Raw genomic sequence first — 16064 nt, forward strand, 5'->3', positions numbered from 1 at the left:
CCGAATGACCCTGCTGGTTGCAGCGTCTACTTTGCACTCGGAATAATCAAGGCGATGGAACAGGGCAGCCGGTGCCGATGACGCAGTGGCATCGCGCCGCTGCGTCAAAGCGCGGCGAGAGCGGCCTTGAGCGCGCGCAGGTCGCGCCAGGCCAGGCGCTTCTGCAAGGGCTGGCGCAGGAGATAGGCCGGGTGCAGTGTCGCGATCGCCCGGATCATGCGCCTGCCGGTGTCGTATTCCATCCAGCGCCCGCGCGAGGCCAGGATACCGGTGACGCCGAGCAGCGCTTGCGCCGAGGGAGCGCCGATGCAGACCAGGATGTCGGGGTCGACCAATTCGATCTGGCGCTGGATGAAGGGCAGGCAGATCGCGACCTCCTGCGGCGTCGGCGTGCGGTTGCCGGGTGGCCGCCAGGGCACGGTGTTGGCGATGTAGACATGTTCCTGACGGGTGAGGCCGATCGCGCCTAGCATCCGGTCGAGCAATTGGCCCGAACGCCCGACGAAGGGCAGGCCGGCTCGGTCCTCGTCGGCGCCGGGCGCCTCGCCGACGACCATGACCTTTCCGGCCGGATTGCCGTCGGCGAAGACGAGGTTCTTTGCGGTCGCCTTGAGCGGGCAGCCCTCGAAGCTCGCGAGGGCCGTCTTGAGCTCATCCAGCGTCGTCGCCTCGCGCGCCAGCGCCCGGGCCGACAGCGCAGCTTCGTCCGGCGGGGTGGCAGCCGCTACGGCCGTAGGGCGCCGCACCGCTTGCTGCGCAGCGGCGACGGGGCGTGCGACAGGCTGTCGCGCCAGCTCTGGTGCGGCTGCGAAATGGTCGTGCGGCGTTTCGTCGAGCGCCTCGGTCACGCCCATTTCGGCGTACCAGGCGATCAATTCGGCTGCGGAGACGGCGTCGAGCGACATGGCGGGAGAATAGAGCGGCGTTCGGAACGAAGCGAGCCCTTCGCTGTTGCAAAATGAACGGGAGCCCCGGATAGAGGAATTCCAATCAGCCTTGCGGCAGCGCTTGGCGGGTTGATCAAGATAGTTCATATATAAACTATCTAACGAGACATAGCCGGCGCGGGGTGGAGGGCAGCATGGACCTGAAGGAAGCGCAGAGCACGCCGCGCGAGAGCATGGACTATGACGTCGTCATCGTCGGTGCCGGTCCTGCCGGGCTCGCCGCCGCGATCCGGCTGAAGCAGCTCGACGAAGCCATCTCGGTCGTCGTGGTCGAGAAGGGCTCCGAGGTCGGCGCGCATATCCTCTCCGGCGCGGTCATCGATCCGATCGGCCTCGACAAGCTTCTGCCCGACTGGCGCGAGGACGACGCCCGCCCGCTGCATACGCAGGTGACCGAGGACGTCTTCTATTTCCTCGGCCCGGCCGGCGGCGCGCGCCTGCCGAATTTCGCTATGCCGAAGCTGATGAGCAATCACGGCAACTTCGTCGGCTCTCTCGGCCTGGTCGCCCGCTATCTCGCCGCGCGTGCCGAGGCGCTCGGCGTCGAGATCTATCCAGGCTTCGCCGCCGCCGAGTTGCTTTATAACGAGGACGGCTCGGTTGCCGGCATCGCCACCGGCGACATGGGCATCGCCAAGGACGGCACGGTCTCCGACCGCTTCACCCGCGGCATGGAACTGCGCGGCCGCTATACGCTTCTGGGAGAGGGCGCCCGCGGCTCGCTCTCCAAGATCGCGATCAAGCGATTTGCTCTGGATGAAGGCCGCGAGCCGCAGAAATACGGCATCGGCCTCAAGGAGATCTGGCAGGTCAAGCCGGAGAAGTTCAAGAAGGGGCTGGTGCAGCACTCCTTCGGCTGGCCGCTCGACATGTCGACCGGCGGCGGCTCGTTCCTCTATCACTTCGACGACAATCTGGTTTCGGTCGGCTTCGTCGTCCACCTCAATTATACGAATCCGACGCTCTCGCCCTTCGACGAGTTCCAGCGCTTCAAGACCCATCCGATGATCCGCGACGTCTTCGAGGGCGCCAAGCGCCTCTCCTATGGCTCGCGCGCCATCACCGAGGGCGGCTGGCAGTCGGTGCCGAAGCTGACCTTCCCGGGCGGCGCGCTGATCGGCTGCTCGGCCGGCTTCGTCAACGTGCCGCGCATCAAGGGCAGCCACAACGCCATCCTGTCGGGCATGCTGGCGGCCGAGCATCTCGTGCCGGCGCTGGCGGCAGGCCGCTCCCATGACATGGTCGACGGCATCGAGGACAGCTGGCGCTCCTCCGAGATCGGGCGCGACCTCAAGCTGGTGCGCAACGTCAAGCCGCTCTGGTCGAAGCTCGGCACGCTCGGCGGCGTCGCGCTCGGCGGTATCGACATGTGGCTGAACCAGCTCTTCGGCTGGTCGCCCTTCGGCACGCTGAAGCACGGCAAGCCCGACCATGCCACGCTGAAGCCGATCGGCATGGTCAAGCCGATCGTCTACCCCAGGCCCGACGGCAAGATCTCCTTCGACAAGCTCTCCTCGGTCTTCCTCTCGGCGACCAATCACGAGGAAGACCAGCCGGCGCATCTGAAGCTGACCGACCCGAACGTGCCGGTGCTGCAGAACCTGCCGATCTATGGCGAGCCGGCGCGGCTCTATTGCCCGGCCGGCGTCTATGAGGTGGTCTATGCCGATCCGGAGAAGCAGTCGCTGCCGCGCTTCGTGATCAACGCGCAGAACTGCGTTCACTGCAAGACCTGCGACATCAAGGACCCCGCCCAGAACATCACCTGGACGGTGCCGGAAGGGGCGGGCGGTCCGAACTACTCGAACATGTGATCGCGCGGGCCGCCGGTTCGCGGTGGGCGCTTGAAACGTGAAAGGCCGCGCGGCTTGGACCGCGCGGCCTTTTTCATTGTTCAGCCCTGAAAAGGCGACGAATCAGCCCTTGCGGACGATCGGAGCCGGCTTCTCGGGTTCCTTGGTGGCGCAGCCGCCGGCAATGCCGGCGAGCGTGAGAACGGCCGCGAGCGCGAGCGAGACCTTCTTCATCTGGGAGCACCTTTGACGAATCGCCGCGAACGCGCGGCGGAGCGAAGACTACGCCTGAAAAATTGACCGAATCTATCGTGTTCGTGGGAGGGCCGGGGCGGCCTGTGACTTTTTCACGTCAGCGTGACAGCGATGACGCAGCAGGGGGCGCCGCTCTTGTCGGCAAGCCCGGAAACGGCCATGTTGGCGGCCTAATCGTTCAGGTCACGGTCCCGTCTACGGACCAGTCCCCGGCGACCGGGGCGGACCGAGGAGAGTGTCGAACGTGACGTTTCAAATCAACGGCCGTAGCGCCGCTCTTGTGCTGGCGTTTGTCGCAGGTTTGCATGTCGGCGTGCCGGCACTCGCGCAGGCGCGCCCGGTCGAGAAATTCGAGCCGGCCGAGAGTCTTGAAGGCAATTACCTGGCGGCCGTGGTAGCCGGTTCGGCCCGGGATCTTGGCGCGGCCTCGATCTATTTGCGCGAGGCGATCCGGAACGATCCGCAGAACAGCGAACTGCTCGAGCGCGGCTTCGTCGCCTTCCTCGCCGATGGCGCGATGAACGAGACTTTCCGCGCCGCCGAGAAGCTGATCCAGCGCGACGCCACCAATGGCCTGGCCCAGCTCGCGCTCGGTGTGCGTGCGCTGAAGCAGAAGAACTATGGCGCCGCCCGCACCCAGCTGCAGCGCGGCGGCCGCGGCCGCTCGGCTGACATCACCGCGACCCTGCTCGCCGCCTGGGCTTACTCGGGCTCGGGCGAGACGAATCGCGCCATCGACACGCTGGAGCGTCTCAAGGGCGAATCGACCTTTGATCGCTTCCGCGATTTCCATGCCGGACTGATCCTCGACATCGCGGGGCGCCGCAACGAGGCGAATCGCCGACTCAAGGCGGCCTATGATGCCGAGAAGACCAATCTGCGCCTCGTCGATCTTTGGGCGCGCCAGCAGGCGCGCGCCGGAGACAGCGAGGCGGCCCTGGCGACCCTGAACGATTTCGAGCGGAGCGTCCGCCCGAACCATCCGGTGGTCCGCGACGCCATCGCCAAGATCGGCAGCAAGGAGCCGCTGCAGCGCATCGTCGGCAACACCCAGCAGGGCGCCGCCGAAGTGCTATACGGGCTCGCCAGCGCTGGCATTCTTCAGGGCGACGAGGCGACCGCGCTGCTCTATCTGCGTTTCGCCGTCTATCTCGATCCCGGCCACGACCTCGCCGTGCTGACGCTGGCCGATATCCTGGAGCGCGCCAAGCAGACCGAGGACGCCGTCCAGGTCTACCGGCGCATGCCGGAGAACTCGCCGCTGCGCCCGGTCGCCGACATTCAGATCGGGCTCGGCCTCGAGCAGCTCGGCAAGACCGACGAAGCGGTCAAGCATCTCGAGAGCATCATCACGGCCCGCCCCGACGACATCGAGGCGATCTCCGCGCTCGGCAACATCTATCGCTCGCGCAAGCGCTTCGAGGAGGCGGCTGCGACCTATGACAAGGCGGTCGCCAAGCTCGGCACGCCGAGCCGCGCCAACTGGGACATCTTCTATTCGCGCGGCATCGCCTATGAGCGCATCAAGAAATGGCCGCAGGCCGAGGCCGATCTGCGCAAGTCGCTGGAGCTGATGCCAGAGGCGCTTGGCCGCGAGCGCGCCCTGGTGCTCAACTATCTCGGCTATTCGCTGGTCGACCAGAACCTCAAGCTCGAAGAGGCGCTCGGCATGCTGCGCCGGGCCGTGGAGCTTCGGCCGCGTGACGGCTACATCATCGACTCGCTCGGCTGGGCGCATTACCGGCTCGGCCGCTATGACGAGGCGGTGACGGAGCTGGAGAAGGCGATGGAGCTGCGCCCGTCCGACCCGGTGATCAACGACCATCTCGGCGATGTCTACTGGAAGACCGGACGCCATCTCGAAGCGCGCTATCAGTGGAACTATGCCCGCGATCTCGGGCCGGAGCCCGAGGACCTGACCCGGATCCTGCGCAAGATCGACAAGGGCCTGGAAGACCCGGCGCCCTCGGCCAATGCGGCCGAGCCGAAGAAGGATGGCGGCTGATCCTTGTTTGCCAGACTGGCGACCCGCGCCCCGGCCAAGGTCAACCTCTCCCTGAGCGTCCTTGGCCGGCGCGCCGATGGCTATCATGAACTCGACAGCCTCGTCGCCTTTGCCGGTGTCGGCGACGAGCTGAGCCTGTCGCCGGGCGACGCCGGAGAGCTGCAGATCTCCGGCCCCTTTGCCGGCGGCCTCTCGACCGGCCCGGACAATCTCGTCCTCAAGGCCGAGCGCGTGCTCCGCGAGGAGATCGCCGGGCTGTGCTCCGGCCGCTTCCATCTCGTCAAGCGCCTGCCGGTCGCCTCGGGCATCGGCGGCGGCTCGGCCGATGCTGCTGCGGCATTGCGCCTGCTGGCGCGACTCAACGGCCTGCCGCTCTCGCACCCGGCATTGCTCGCTGCCGCTGGCCGGATCGGCGCCGATGTCCCGGTCTGCCTGGAGGTGCGTGCCCGCGTGATGCGCGGCATCGGCGAGCGGCTCGGCCCGCCCATGCGCTTGCCGCGGCTGTTCGCACTGCTGGTCAATCCAGGGGAGGCTGTCGAGACGGCGCCGGTGTTTCGGGCGTTGGGGCTCCAGCCGGGGCAGGGGCATCCGGGGGGCGTGCCGGCGTTCAGCACGGAAGAGCCTTCACCCGAGACCGCGGCTGCACTGATCGTCGCCTTGGCTACCACCGGTAACGATCTCGAAGCACCGGCCCGCGCCGTCGCTCCGGCTATTGGCGAGGTGCTGTCGGCGCTGTCAGCCTCGCCCGGCTGCCGGCTGGCGCGCATGTCGGGCTCGGGCGCGACCTGCTTTGCCGTGTTCGACGACTGCCGTGCCAGCGCCGCGTCAGCGAAGCGGCTTTCGCGTCAGCAGCCCGGCTGGTGGGTGAGGCCGACCGTGTTGAGGTGATGGGTCAGCGATAGGGTCAGAGCAGGTCTTGCCACTTCCGGCGGCTGTCCAGCACGCGCACGATCTCGATGCCATCGCTAATCCGCCGATAGAGGACGACATAATTGCCGGTCGGCATCATGCGCAGGCCTGACCGGATTTCGTCCCGCGCAACGCCAAGTTCAGGCATGTCCGCAAGCCGTTGGCATTACGCAAAGATCGCCTCCGCCCACCGATGAGCTGCAGCTTTGCTGTCATAGGCGATGTAGACGGAGATTTCGGCGATATCGGTTTCGGCTTGGGGAAGAAGCCGAAAGCTCATCGCGTCGTCGCAGCGTCGATCTTGGCCTTGATACGAGCGAAGGCGTCTTCGCTCTTCACTGGCTCGCCGCTGGCAAGTCCTTCATCCCAGAGCCTCTGCAATTCGGCCACAGCCTCGTTGCGGAGTGTCCGGCGCTCCTTCCAGTCGCGCAATGCTTCGCGCACCACTTCGCTGGATGAGGCGTAGTCACCACTGGCGACGGCCCGGCGCAGCATCGCCGCCATTTCTGGCGTGACCGCTATGCTGACCTTCTCGACCTGCGCCATGACATGCCCTCCGATGACATGATGGTAGTAAGCCTTACCACCATCCTCAAGGGCCGGCAGAAAAAGAGCTGCCTCAGTGCGCTCGCGCCACGCAGAAGTCGACGGCGTCGTTGAGCGCCTGCTTCATCGGCGATGACGGGAACAGGCCGAGTGCGTCCTTCGCCATCTTGGCGTAGTGGCGGGCGCGCTCGATCGTGTCGGCCAATGCGCCATGCTTGCGCATGAGAGCCTGTGCCTCAGCGAGATCGCCCTCGCGGACCTCGCCTTCCTGCAGGGTGCGACGCCAGAAGGCGCGCTCCTCCTCATTGCCGCGGCGGAAGGATAGCACCACCGGCAGCGTGATCTTGCCCTCGCGGAAGTCGTCGCCGACGTTCTTGCCGAGCTGGCCCGCGGAGCCGCCATAGTCGAGCGCGTCGTCGACGAGCTGGAAGGCGATGCCGAGATTGAGCCCGTAGCTGCGGCAGGCGGCGGCCTCGCCCTTGGACGAGCCGGCGATCACCGGTCCGACCTCGCAGGCCGCGGCGAAGAGCTCGGCGGTCTTGCCGCGGATCACAGCGAGATACTCGTCCTCGGTGGTCTCGGTGTTCTTGGCGGCGGCGAGCTGCATCACCTCGCCCTCGGCGATGACGGCTGCGGCGGTCGAGAGGATGTCGAGCGCGCGCAACGAGCCGACCTCGACCATCATCTTGAAGGCCTGGCCGAGCAGGAAGTCGCCGACCAGCACGCTCGCCTCGTTGCCCCAGAGCATGCGGGCCGCGGCCTTGCCACGGCGCATGTCGCTCTCGTCCACGACGTCGTCGTGCAGCAGCGTCGCCGTGTGCATGAACTCGACGCTGGCCGCGAGCTTGACATGGCCCTCGCCGCGATAGCCGCAGAGCGCCGCCGTTGCCAGCGTGAGCATCGGCCGCAGGCGCTTGCCGCCGGAGGAGATCAGATGGTTCGCGACCTCCGGGATCATCGTGACCTCGGAGCCGGTGCGCGACAGGATCATCGCGTTGACGCGCTCCATGTCGGCGCGCGTCAGCCCGACCAGCGGCTCGATGCCGCCTTGGCTGGTGTCCTTGTCTTCGAAAGCTACGACGACGCCCACGCGCAAACTCCGGCCTCATTCTCGCGCATCCGCGCGCCCATGCCCTTGCCACAAACGTCGCATGCGTGGCCAGCCCCGGCAATCCTTTCGCGACGCAGCAGTTTGACGCTGCGCTGCCGTTCTGACCCGGGCGATGCGATCTTTCCTGTTGCGCCGGGCCGGCCTCGTGGGCTCCATGACGGCATGCATGAACTCGTCCGCTCCAATGATCTCGTCCTGCTCGGCGCCATCGAGGCGCTGCTGGCATCGGCCAATCTCGACTGCCTGATCGCCGACCAGCACATCAGCTCGCTCGAAGGCATGATCGGCGCCTTTCCGCGGCGCCTGCTGGTGCGCGAGCAGGACAGCAAGCGCGCCCGCGCCTTGCTGATCGAGGCGGGCTTTGGGCATGAATTGCGCCCCGCCCCTTTGCCATGATGGAACGGTCCTTGGCCGAGCCGTTGCCGGCTCTTGGTGAGATCGGCGAGGATCGGCTGCTCGGCGGGCGCCTTCGCCTGCTGCAGCCGGTGAAAGGTCATCGCGCCGGCTCGGATGCCGTGCTGCTGGCGGCCGCGATTCCGGAGCTGGATGCAGGACCGCTCGCCGATTTCGGTGCCGGCGTCGGCACGGTCGGGCTCGCCGTCGCGCTACGCCAGCCGGGGCTGGAGGTCGTCCTGGTCGAGCGCGATCCGGAGCTTGCGGCGCTCGCGGCCCGCAATGCCGGGCTCAATGACCTCGAAGCGCGTGTCCGCGCCGTGGTCGGGACGATCGGCGAGCGCAGCAGCGATCTTGCTCGCGGAGGATTGGCGGCGGCATCCATGGCCTGGGTCGCGATGAATCCGCCTTTTTTCGAAGCAGGCGAGGTGCGCGCCTCGCCGGTCGCCAATCGCCGTGCGGCACATGTCGCCGGACAATCCCTGGACGACTGGCTGAAGACGGCACGCCATGTGCTGAAGCCGGGCGGTGGTGTCAGCATCATCCACCGCGCCGAGGCATTGGGAGCGATTCTCGCGGGGCTGGAGACAGGTTTCGGCGCGATCGAGATCCGTCCTGTCCATGGCCAGGCGGAGCGGCCGGCGATCCGGGTGATCGTCTCGGCCCGCCTCGGCAGCAAAAAGCCGGCAGCGCTGCTGCCGGCCCTGATTCTCAACGGTACGGATGGGCGCTTCACCGCTTTCAGCGAAGCGCTCCATCGTGGCGAGGCGTCACTCGCCTAGAGCTCAAAGCTCAGCGGCAGATGCGGCGCTCGCGCACCACCCAGCCCCAGCCGTCCCAATAGCGGACCGGGCGGACATAGCAGCGCGGGCCGTAATAGCCGCCGCCATAGCCGTAGCGCGGGCCACCATAGCCATAGCGTGGCCCGCCATAGCCGTAGCGCGGGCGGCCGTAATAACCGCCGCCGCCCCAGACATGCGGGCCATAGCCGCCGCCCAGCGCCTGCGCCTCCGCCGGTGTGGCGGTGACCGCACCCATGCCGAGGCCGGCCACACCGAGCGCGGCCGCGGCGGAAAGTCCCAGAACAAGTTTGCGAAGCATGGTTACCTCCTTCGCTGATAGGCCCGGCCTGTGCCGGGGCAATCGGGCATCATCGTGGCGGCCAGTTTGCGGTTGCGGGGCTGAACGGTGCGTGGCCGCGCCGTTCAGCCTGTCTTCATGAATTCAAGTGGCCGTCAGCGGCAGACGCGCACCGGGCGGATGACCCAGCGCCAGCCATTCCAGACACGGCGGTCGACGAAGTAGCAGCGCGGACGATAGACCGGGCGGCCATAATAGCGGCGCGGGCCATAATAGGGCCGGTCGTAATACTGGACCTGCTCGATCTGGCCGGTGGTGGCCGGGACGCTGCCGGCCGCGATCGGCGCGGCATTGGCGGGGGCGACGGCGAGGCCGGTGAAGAGAAGGGCGCCGGCACCGAACAGGGCGGCGGCGATACGATTCGACAGCATTGTGTACTCCTGCTTGTCGCGTCGGCCCGTCTCAAGCACTCGCCCCGAGTACCGCGGACCGTTCGATGGGGCGACAATAGGCGCCTGTCTATGAACGCGATGCTTGCTGAAGGGTTCACGCCTCATTCATGGCCGGCGGCTTGACCATGAGCGCTGCCAGCCCCTAATCACGCCGCACGTTTTTCGATAGTTTAAAAGGCTGATGCCCTTGGCCGCGTCCTCCGACCCCATGAACCCGACCCGCTCCTTCCAGGGGCTGCTGCTGACCTTGCAGCGCTTCTGGGCCGAGCGTGGCTGCGTCATCCTCCAGCCCTACGACATGGAGGTCGGCGCCGGTACCTTCCACCCGGCGACGACGCTGCGCGCGCTCGGGCCGAAGCCCTGGAAGGCTGCCTATGTCCAGCCCTCGCGCCGGCCCAAGGACGGCCGCTATGGCGAGAACCCCAACCGGCTGCAGCATTACTACCAGTTCCAGGTGATCCTGAAGCCGTCGCCGCCGGACCTTCAGCAGCTCTATCTCGACTCGCTCAAGGCGATCGGCGTCGACCTTGCCCTGCACGATGTCCGCTTCGTCGAGGACGACTGGGAAAGCCCGACGCTCGGCGCCTGGGGCCTCGGCTGGGAGTGCTGGTGCGACGGCATGGAAGTCAGCCAGTTTACCTATTTCCAGCAGGTCGCCGGCGTCGAATGCGCACCCGTAGCCGGTGAGCTGACTTACGGGCTCGAGCGCCTCGCCATGTATGTCCAGGGCGTCGAGAACGTCTACGACCTCAACTTCAACGGTCTCGAAGGCGAGGACCGCGTCTCCTATGGCGACGTCTTCCTGCAGGCCGAGCAGGAGTTCTCGCGGCACAATTTCGAATACGCCGATACCGAGGTGCTGTTCCGGCACTTCAGCGACGCAGAGGCCGAGTGCAAGACGCTGCTCGCCGCCGGCGAGGCGGAGGAGGGCGCCAATTCCGCCCAGCACAAGCTGGCCTTGCCGGCCTATGACCAGTGCATCAAGGCGAGCCATGTCTTCAACCTGCTCGATGCGCGCGGCGTGATCTCGGTCACCGAGCGCCAGAGCTACATCCTGCGCGTGCGCGAGCTCGCCAAGGCCTGCGGCGCCGCCTGGCTGAAGACCGCCGGCGGGGGAGCGAACTGATGCCTGATCTCCTGCTCGAACTCTTCTCGGAAGAGATTCCCGCCCGCATGCAGCGCAAGGCGGCGGAGGACCTGAAGAAGCTCGTCACCGATGCGCTGGTCGAGCGCGGCCTGACCTATGAGGGCGCCAAGGCCTTCGCGACGCCGCGCCGTCTCGCGCTCACCATCGCTGGCCTGCCCGTGCGCGGGCGCGATGTCCGCGAGGAGCGGAAAGGGCCGCGCGTCGGCGCGCCCGAGGCCGCTGTGCAGGGCTTCCTCAAGGCGGCGGGGCTGGCCTCGCTCGATCAGGCGACGATCGTCAGCGATCCCAAGAAGGGTGATAGCTACGTCGCCGTGATCGAGAAGCCGGGGCAGGAGACGGTCGCGGCCATCGCCGAGATCGTGCCAGCCGTCATCCGCGCCTTCCCCTGGCCGAAATCGATGCGCTGGGGCAAGGCCTCGGCCGAGAGTGGTTCGCTGCGCTGGGTCCGCCCGCTGCACTCGATCCTCTGCACCTTCGGCGCCGAGACCGAGGACCCGGAGGTCGTGCCCTTCGAGGTCGACGGCATCAAATCCGGCAACGTCACCTATGGCCATCGCTTCCATGCGCCCGGCCCGATCACGGTCAAGCGTTTCGACGACTACGTCCCGAGCCTGGAGCGGGCCAAGGTCGTGCTCGACGCCGACCGTCGCAAGGAGATCATCCTGGCGGATGCCAAGAACCTCGCCTTCGCTGCGGGGCTGGAGCTGGTCGAGGATGAGGGCTTGCTGGAGGAGGTCGCCGGCCTCGTCGAATGGCCGGTCGTGCTGATGGGCGATTTCGAGGAGCGCTTCCTCGAGATTCCCGGCGAGGCGATCCGCGCCACCATCCGCGCCAACCAGAAATGCTTCGTGCTGCGCGATCCCAATAGCGGCGAGCTGGCCAACCGTTTCATCCCGGTCTCGAACCTGATGGCCAGCGATGGCGGGCTGGCGATCACCGCCGGCAATGGCCGCGTCGTCCGCGCGCGCCTCTCCGACGCCGCCTATTTCTGGCAGACCGATCGCGGCCCGCTGCCTGATCTGGGTACGCTCAAGGACAGCGCCGACAAGCTCGGCCTCGATTTGTCGAAGCCGCTCGACCAGCGCATGGCCAAGCTCGACAAGCTCGGCGTCGTCTTCCACGCCAAGCTCGGCACGCAAGGCGAGCGCGTCCAGCGCATCGCCGCGCTGGCCAAGGAACTGGCGCCGATCGTCGGCGCCGATCCGGCGCTGGCCGAGCGCGCAGCGAAACTCGCCAAGGCCGACCTGCCGACCGAGATGGTTGGCGAGTTCCCTGAGCTTCAGGGGCTGATGGGCCGCAAATACGCGGAACTGCAGGGTGAGAGCGCCTCGGTCGCCGCTGCGATCGAGGAGCACTACAAGCCGCTCGGCCCCTCCGACCGCGTCCCGACCGATCCGGTCTCGGTCGCCGTCGCGCTCGCCGACAAGCTCGACACGCTGGTCGGGTTCTGGGCGATCGACGAGAAGCCGACCGGGAGCAAGGACCCCTATGCGCTGCGCCGTGCGGCACTGGGCGTGAGCCGAATTTGTGACGAGCACAACCTCAATAAGCTGCAGCTAGAGCTCTTGTTGATTTCGTTATTCGATCGCTGGTGGCCTAATGTCGATGCGCCCGTAGCTGCCTTCGATCTGATTGGCTTCGTAGTTGAGCGTATCAAAGTCATGCTGCGCGACAGAGGTATTGCGCACGACATTGTGGACGCTGTGGCCAGTCAAGGCATCCGCCGCGGAACGATGATGCCGGGAATGGCAAATGTTCGAGTAATCTCGATCATCGTGCGAACCGCGGAAGCGCTCGGTCGCTTCCTCGAAACGGAAGACGGCCAAAGCCTGCTGGCCGGCTACAAGCGCGCCGCCAACATCCTCAAGGCCGAGGAGAAGAAGGACGGCGAGGGCGCCTTTGCCGGCAAGGCCGATCTCCAGCTCATCGCCGATGCCGGGCTGATCGAGGAGAAGGCGCTCGCGGTCGCGCTCGCCCAGGCGACGCCGAAGGCGGAAGCCGCCATTGCGGCCGAGGATTATGAGGGCGCCATGGCGGCGCTCGCCGAGCTTCGGCCTGCGGTCGATGCCTTCTTCGACAAGGTCACGGTGAACGATTCCGATCCGGCCCTGCGCGCCAATCGCCTCAAGCTCCTGAACCAGCTGCGCGAGGCGACCCGCGCCGTCGCGGATTTCGGGCGGATTGCTGGCTGACATCCGCGGGGAACCCTCTCCTGGAAGGAGAGGGCAGGGTGAGGTGTGGGCGGTTGGACCAGTTCCGCGAAGCCTGACCGCACCGTCGGGTTTAGGCCAACGTTTTCAGTCCGAACACCTCACCCCTACCCCTCTCCTTCCAGGAGAGGGGATCCCGCGCCCAATCTCTCAGCCAGCTACCCTTCCGGAACCTTTTCCCAGCGCTCCACGTTCTCTTGCCTGAGACAGCTCATTGCGAACGCGTCGCAGCGAGGGCCTCGGGGGGCCGGCTTTCGGCCGCGATAAGAGGATTTGAGCCATGGGCCTTTTGATTTCGCTTCTGATCACCGTCCTGGTGATCGTTCTCGTGCTTTATCTGGTGCGGATGCTGCCGGTCGACGGCAACGTCAAGAACATCATCCAGATCATCGTCATCATCATCGGCATCATCTCGTTGCTGCGTTATCTCGCAGTGTTCTAGCCAAAGGGGCCGCCGTCATGCTCGCCCCGTGGCGAGTGTCCATGCGAACATCGCCCGTGACCGGCGAGCACATGGGTGGTCGGGACAAGGCCCGGCCGTGGCGGTGGTGACGTCTTCAACCGGCAATTGACGAAAATGCTGCGCTGATCCAGAATCTCAGTGGTCCAGAGGGCCCCGGACGCGAACCGTCCCGGGGCCCTTTCCCGTTCGAGCATGGCCGCAGCCATGATCGACAGATCGAGCGATCGCCGCGATGACTTCGCAGAACCGCACCAGCCATATCCGCCTGACCTCGCATCCCGAGCCCGGCAGCGCTTCGACCCGTTTTCCGATCCAGTGGGGTGCGGGCACGCCGGCGGAGCGAGGCCCCGTGATCGCCTCGACGACCAATCCGGCTGACCGCAACGTCATCGGCGCCCATGGCGGCTCCTATTCGGTCTATCGCGCGCTCGCCATCTCCGCCCGCGCCATGAACCCGGCGCAGCGCCCGGACCTCACCAACACTCATCCGACCTCCGACATCCTGCCGCAGCCGCAATGGTTCGATCCCGGCCGGATCGTCTCGCTCGATCCGTTCGGCCACCGCGTCGCCCAGGATTTCGGCAAGTGGATCGGCGAGGGCATCGACATCCGCCCGACCATCGCGGTCACCAAGGCGCGCCTCAACTTGCCCGAGATCCTCGCCGCCATGGCTGGCCACCGGCTGGCGGCCGATGGCGCCATCCTGCACGGCTCCGGCGACATCAGCGTCACCAAGATCGCGGTCGATCCGGTCTGGCATCTGCCGGGAATCGCCGAGCGCTTCGCCACCAGCGAAAACGAGTTGCGTCGCACATTGTTCGAGCAGACCGGCGGGATGTATCCCGAGCTGGTGACGCGGCCCGACCTCAAGGTCTTCCTGCCGCCGATCGGCTCGATCACGGCCTATGTCATCGGCGAGGTCTCGGCGATTTCCGATCCGAAGAAGACGCTGGCCTGCCGCGTCCACGACGAGTGCAACGGGTCCGACGTCTTCGGCTCCGATATCTGCACCTGCCGGCCCTATCTCGTGCACGGCATCGAGGAAGCCGTGAAGGAGGCACAGAGCGGCGGCGTCGGCCTGATCGTCTACAACCGCAAGGAGGGCAGGGCGCTCGGCGAGGTCACCAAGTTCCTCGTCTACAACGCCCGCAAGCGCCAGGAAGGCGGCGATTCCGCCGCGACCTATTTCGAGCGCACCGAATGCGTCGCCGGCGTGCAGGATGCCCGCTTCCAGCAATTGATGCCGGACGTGCTGCATTGGCTCGGCGTGAAGCGGATCGACCGGCTGATGTCGATGTCGAACATGAAATACGACGCCATGGTCGAAAGCGGCATCGAGATCGGCGAGCGCGTCGCCATCCCGCCCGAGCTGGTCCCGCCGGACGCCTCGGTCGAGATCGAGGCCAAGAAGGCGGCGGGCTATTATTCGCCGGACGGCGCGCCCGGCGACAACGCACTCAAGGCCACTGTCGGCCGCGACCTTGAAAAGTTCTGATCCCGCCTATGCCTGACACCAATCCCGAAGCCGTCCGCCAGCTGCTCAAGCCGGCTGCCGTCCGTGAGCGCGCGCAGGAGATGTTGCGGCTCGGCCTCGCCGGCCGGCTGGCGCATTTCAGCGTTCATCCCGAGCGCCTGCCCGCTTGCGCGGCCTATGTGCTGGAGACGATCCGCCAGAACTATCCCTCGCTCGACATTCCGTTCCATGCCCGCTGGCGCCATTTCATCGTCGCCGGCATGGATCGCTGGCAGCTGCTCGACGCGAAGGCGCATTTCCCCGACGCCCGGGCGAGGGGCCGCGCCGCCTATGATCTCGCTGTCGTCAGTGTTCTGCTCGATGCCGGCGCCGGCGCCGACTGGCGCTATCGCGATGCGGTCACCGGTCAGAGCATCGGCCGCTCGGAAGGTCTGGCGCTGGCCTCGCTCGACATGTTCGCCGCCGGAGCCTTTTCCAGCAATCCGGCCGAGCCGCTGCGGGTGGATGTCGCTGCGCTCGAACATCTCGACGCCGAAGCGCTGGCTGCGGGCTTCCAGGTCTCGGACGGCAATTCGCTGGTCGGCCTCGAAGGCCGCGCCGCGCTACTCAACCGCCTCGGCGAGGAGCTGGAGAAGCGGGGGCTCGCCCGCCCAGGTGATCTGTTCGACCGGCTGGTCGAGGCAGCCGAAGGCCGCTCGATCCGCGCCGCCTACATCCTCTCGCAGGTGCTGGAGGTGCTCGGCGGCATCTGGCCGTCGCGCCTGAGCTATGCCGGCATCGCACTCGGTGACAGCTGGAAGCACCCACTGATTGCGCCGGGCGAGGTCACCGCCGGCATCGTGCCGTTCCACAAGCTGTCGCAATGGCTGAGCTATTCGCTGATCGAGCCGCTGCAATGGGCCGGCATCCAGGTCGTCGGCATCGACGACCTCACCGGCCTGCCGGAATACCGCAATGGCGGGCTCCTGCTCGATCTCGGCGTGCTCGAACTGAAGGATCCTGCCGACGCGGTGCGGGGCCATGAGGTCGGCTCGCAGCTCGTCGTGGAGTGGCGGGCGCTGACGGTTGCGCTGCTCGACAAGATCGGCGAACTGGTCCGCGTGGAGCTCGGCTTGAGCGCCGAGCAGTTGCCGCTCGCCAAGGTGCTGGAGGGCGGGACCTGGGCCGCCGGCCGTCGCATCGCCCGCGAGAAGCGCGAGGATGGCGGTCCGCCCTTGACCATCGTCAGCGACGGCACGGTATTCTAAGCAACCAAAAGAAGACGAAGGGGATCAGGATT

At 66.7% G+C, this 16064-nt stretch carries 15 protein-coding genes and 1 pseudogene; 10 read left to right on the forward strand and 6 right to left on the reverse strand.

Annotation, left to right across the window (positions count from 1 at the left end):
* Positions 1-104: 104 nt before the first annotated feature.
* Positions 105-905 carry a uracil-DNA glycosylase gene (locus AC1DS0_RS09425; protein WP_476814100.1) on the reverse strand — a complete coding sequence of 267 codons (801 nt, stop codon included), beginning with the start codon at positions 903-905 and terminating at the stop codon, positions 105-107.
* 176 nt (positions 906-1081) lie between these two features.
* On the opposite strand from AC1DS0_RS09425, the gene AC1DS0_RS09430 reads away from it, so the two are divergent.
* The 3 genes from AC1DS0_RS09430 (at position 1082) to AC1DS0_RS09440 (ending at position 5888) form a co-directional block, all read left to right on the forward strand.
* The gene (locus AC1DS0_RS09430) at positions 1082-2761 is read left to right on the forward strand and encodes an electron transfer flavoprotein-ubiquinone oxidoreductase (RefSeq protein WP_476814101.1); all 1680 of its coding nucleotides are present in this window, start codon (positions 1082-1084) and stop codon (positions 2759-2761) included.
* Between the two features lie 478 nt (positions 2762-3239).
* Entirely contained in the window at positions 3240-5000 is a 1761-nt protein-coding gene (locus AC1DS0_RS09435) for a tetratricopeptide repeat protein (RefSeq protein ID WP_476814102.1), read from the forward strand.
* Positions 5001-5003: 3 nt separating this feature from the next.
* Entirely contained in the window at positions 5004-5888 is an 885-nt protein-coding gene (locus AC1DS0_RS09440) for a 4-(cytidine 5'-diphospho)-2-C-methyl-D-erythritol kinase (protein ID WP_476814103.1), read from the forward strand.
* 16 nt (positions 5889-5904) lie between these two features.
* Here AC1DS0_RS09440 and AC1DS0_RS09445 read toward each other — a convergent pair.
* From AC1DS0_RS09445 to AC1DS0_RS09455, 3 genes and pseudogenes are all read right to left on the reverse strand, one after another.
* A pseudogene (locus AC1DS0_RS09445) lies at positions 5905-6063 on the reverse strand (type II toxin-antitoxin system RelE/ParE family toxin); the annotation flags it as partial.
* Positions 6064-6185: 122 nt separating this feature from the next.
* Positions 6186-6455, reverse strand: coding sequence for a type II toxin-antitoxin system ParD family antitoxin (locus tag AC1DS0_RS09450; protein WP_476814104.1), 270 nt, complete (start codon positions 6453-6455; stop codon positions 6186-6188).
* A gap of 73 nt (positions 6456-6528) precedes the next feature.
* The gene (locus AC1DS0_RS09455) at positions 6529-7545 is read right to left on the reverse strand and encodes a polyprenyl synthetase family protein (protein WP_476814105.1); all 1017 of its coding nucleotides are present in this window, start codon (positions 7543-7545) and stop codon (positions 6529-6531) included.
* A gap of 183 nt (positions 7546-7728) precedes the next feature.
* Between AC1DS0_RS09455 and AC1DS0_RS09460 the strand changes: the two genes are divergently transcribed.
* Both AC1DS0_RS09460 and AC1DS0_RS09465 read left to right on the forward strand, forming a co-directional pair.
* The gene (locus AC1DS0_RS09460; RefSeq protein ID WP_476814106.1) at positions 7729-7962 is read left to right on the forward strand and encodes a putative signal transducing protein; all 234 of its coding nucleotides are present in this window, start codon (positions 7729-7731) and stop codon (positions 7960-7962) included.
* Positions 7963-7973: 11 nt separating this feature from the next.
* Positions 7974-8741, forward strand: a complete 768-nt coding sequence (locus tag AC1DS0_RS09465; RefSeq protein WP_476814107.1) for a tRNA1(Val) (adenine(37)-N6)-methyltransferase — start codon at positions 7974-7976, stop codon at positions 8739-8741.
* A gap of 10 nt (positions 8742-8751) precedes the next feature.
* Here the strand turns inward: AC1DS0_RS09465 and AC1DS0_RS09470 are convergent, their stop codons facing one another.
* Together AC1DS0_RS09470 and AC1DS0_RS09475 are read right to left on the reverse strand one after the other, a co-directional pair.
* Entirely contained in the window at positions 8752-9060 is a 309-nt protein-coding gene (locus AC1DS0_RS09470) for a hypothetical protein (protein ID WP_152016917.1), read from the reverse strand.
* A 134-nt stretch (positions 9061-9194) separates the two neighbouring features.
* Positions 9195-9470, reverse strand: coding sequence for a hypothetical protein (locus AC1DS0_RS09475; RefSeq protein ID WP_476814108.1), 276 nt, complete (start codon positions 9468-9470; stop codon positions 9195-9197).
* Between the two features lie 229 nt (positions 9471-9699).
* On the opposite strand from AC1DS0_RS09475, the gene AC1DS0_RS09480 reads away from it, so the two are divergent.
* From AC1DS0_RS09480 to AC1DS0_RS09500, 5 genes are all read left to right on the forward strand, one after another.
* Positions 9700-10617, forward strand: a complete 918-nt coding sequence (locus AC1DS0_RS09480; protein WP_476814438.1) for a glycine--tRNA ligase subunit alpha — start codon at positions 9700-9702, stop codon at positions 10615-10617.
* Between the two features lie 47 nt (positions 10618-10664).
* Entirely contained in the window at positions 10665-12830 is a 2166-nt protein-coding gene (gene glyS / locus AC1DS0_RS09485) for a glycine--tRNA ligase subunit beta (protein WP_476814439.1), read from the forward strand.
* Positions 12831-13128: 298 nt separating this feature from the next.
* Entirely contained in the window at positions 13129-13290 is a 162-nt protein-coding gene (locus tag AC1DS0_RS09490; RefSeq protein ID WP_193219594.1) for a Thivi_2564 family membrane protein, read from the forward strand.
* 253 nt (positions 13291-13543) lie between these two features.
* Positions 13544-14806 (forward strand): GTP cyclohydrolase II, encoded by a 1263-nt coding sequence (locus AC1DS0_RS09495; protein ID WP_476814109.1) that lies wholly within the window; start codon positions 13544-13546, stop codon positions 14804-14806.
* Positions 14807-14814: 8 nt separating this feature from the next.
* A complete protein-coding gene (locus tag AC1DS0_RS09500; RefSeq protein WP_476814110.1) occupies positions 14815-16032 on the forward strand; it encodes a URC4/urg3 family protein in 1218 nt (405 codons plus the stop codon).
* Positions 16033-16064 lie beyond the last annotated feature (32 nt).

The sequence above is a fragment of the Allobosea sp. P4_H5 genome, from assembly GCF_056400825.1.

What these genes read in the sequence shown, in the direction of transcription:
- AC1DS0_RS09425 (WP_476814100.1), bottom strand. Translation starts at nt 905, where the DNA reads ATGTCGCTCGACGCCGTCTCCGCAGCCGAATTGATCGCCTGGTACGCC.
- AC1DS0_RS09430 (WP_476814101.1), top strand. Translation starts at nt 1,082, where the DNA reads ATGGACCTGAAGGAAGCGCAGAGCACGCCGCGCGAGAGCATGGACTAT.
- AC1DS0_RS09450 (WP_476814104.1), bottom strand. Translation starts at nt 6,455, where the DNA reads ATGGCGCAGGTCGAGAAGGTCAGCATAGCGGTCACGCCAGAAATGGCG.
- AC1DS0_RS09460 (WP_476814106.1), top strand. Translation starts at nt 7,729, where the DNA reads ATGCATGAACTCGTCCGCTCCAATGATCTCGTCCTGCTCGGCGCCATC.
- AC1DS0_RS09470 (WP_152016917.1), bottom strand. Translation starts at nt 9,060, where the DNA reads ATGCTTCGCAAACTTGTTCTGGGACTTTCCGCCGCGGCCGCGCTCGGT.
- AC1DS0_RS09475 (WP_476814108.1), bottom strand. Translation starts at nt 9,470, where the DNA reads ATGCTGTCGAATCGTATCGCCGCCGCCCTGTTCGGTGCCGGCGCCCTT.
- AC1DS0_RS09480 (WP_476814438.1), top strand. Translation starts at nt 9,700, where the DNA reads ATGAACCCGACCCGCTCCTTCCAGGGGCTGCTGCTGACCTTGCAGCGC.
- glyS (WP_476814439.1), top strand. Translation starts at nt 10,665, where the DNA reads ATGCAGCGCAAGGCGGCGGAGGACCTGAAGAAGCTCGTCACCGATGCG.
- AC1DS0_RS09490 (WP_193219594.1), top strand. Translation starts at nt 13,129, where the DNA reads ATGGGCCTTTTGATTTCGCTTCTGATCACCGTCCTGGTGATCGTTCTC.
- AC1DS0_RS09495 (WP_476814109.1), top strand. Translation starts at nt 13,544, where the DNA reads ATGACTTCGCAGAACCGCACCAGCCATATCCGCCTGACCTCGCATCCC.
- AC1DS0_RS09500 (WP_476814110.1), top strand. Translation starts at nt 14,815, where the DNA reads ATGCCTGACACCAATCCCGAAGCCGTCCGCCAGCTGCTCAAGCCGGCT.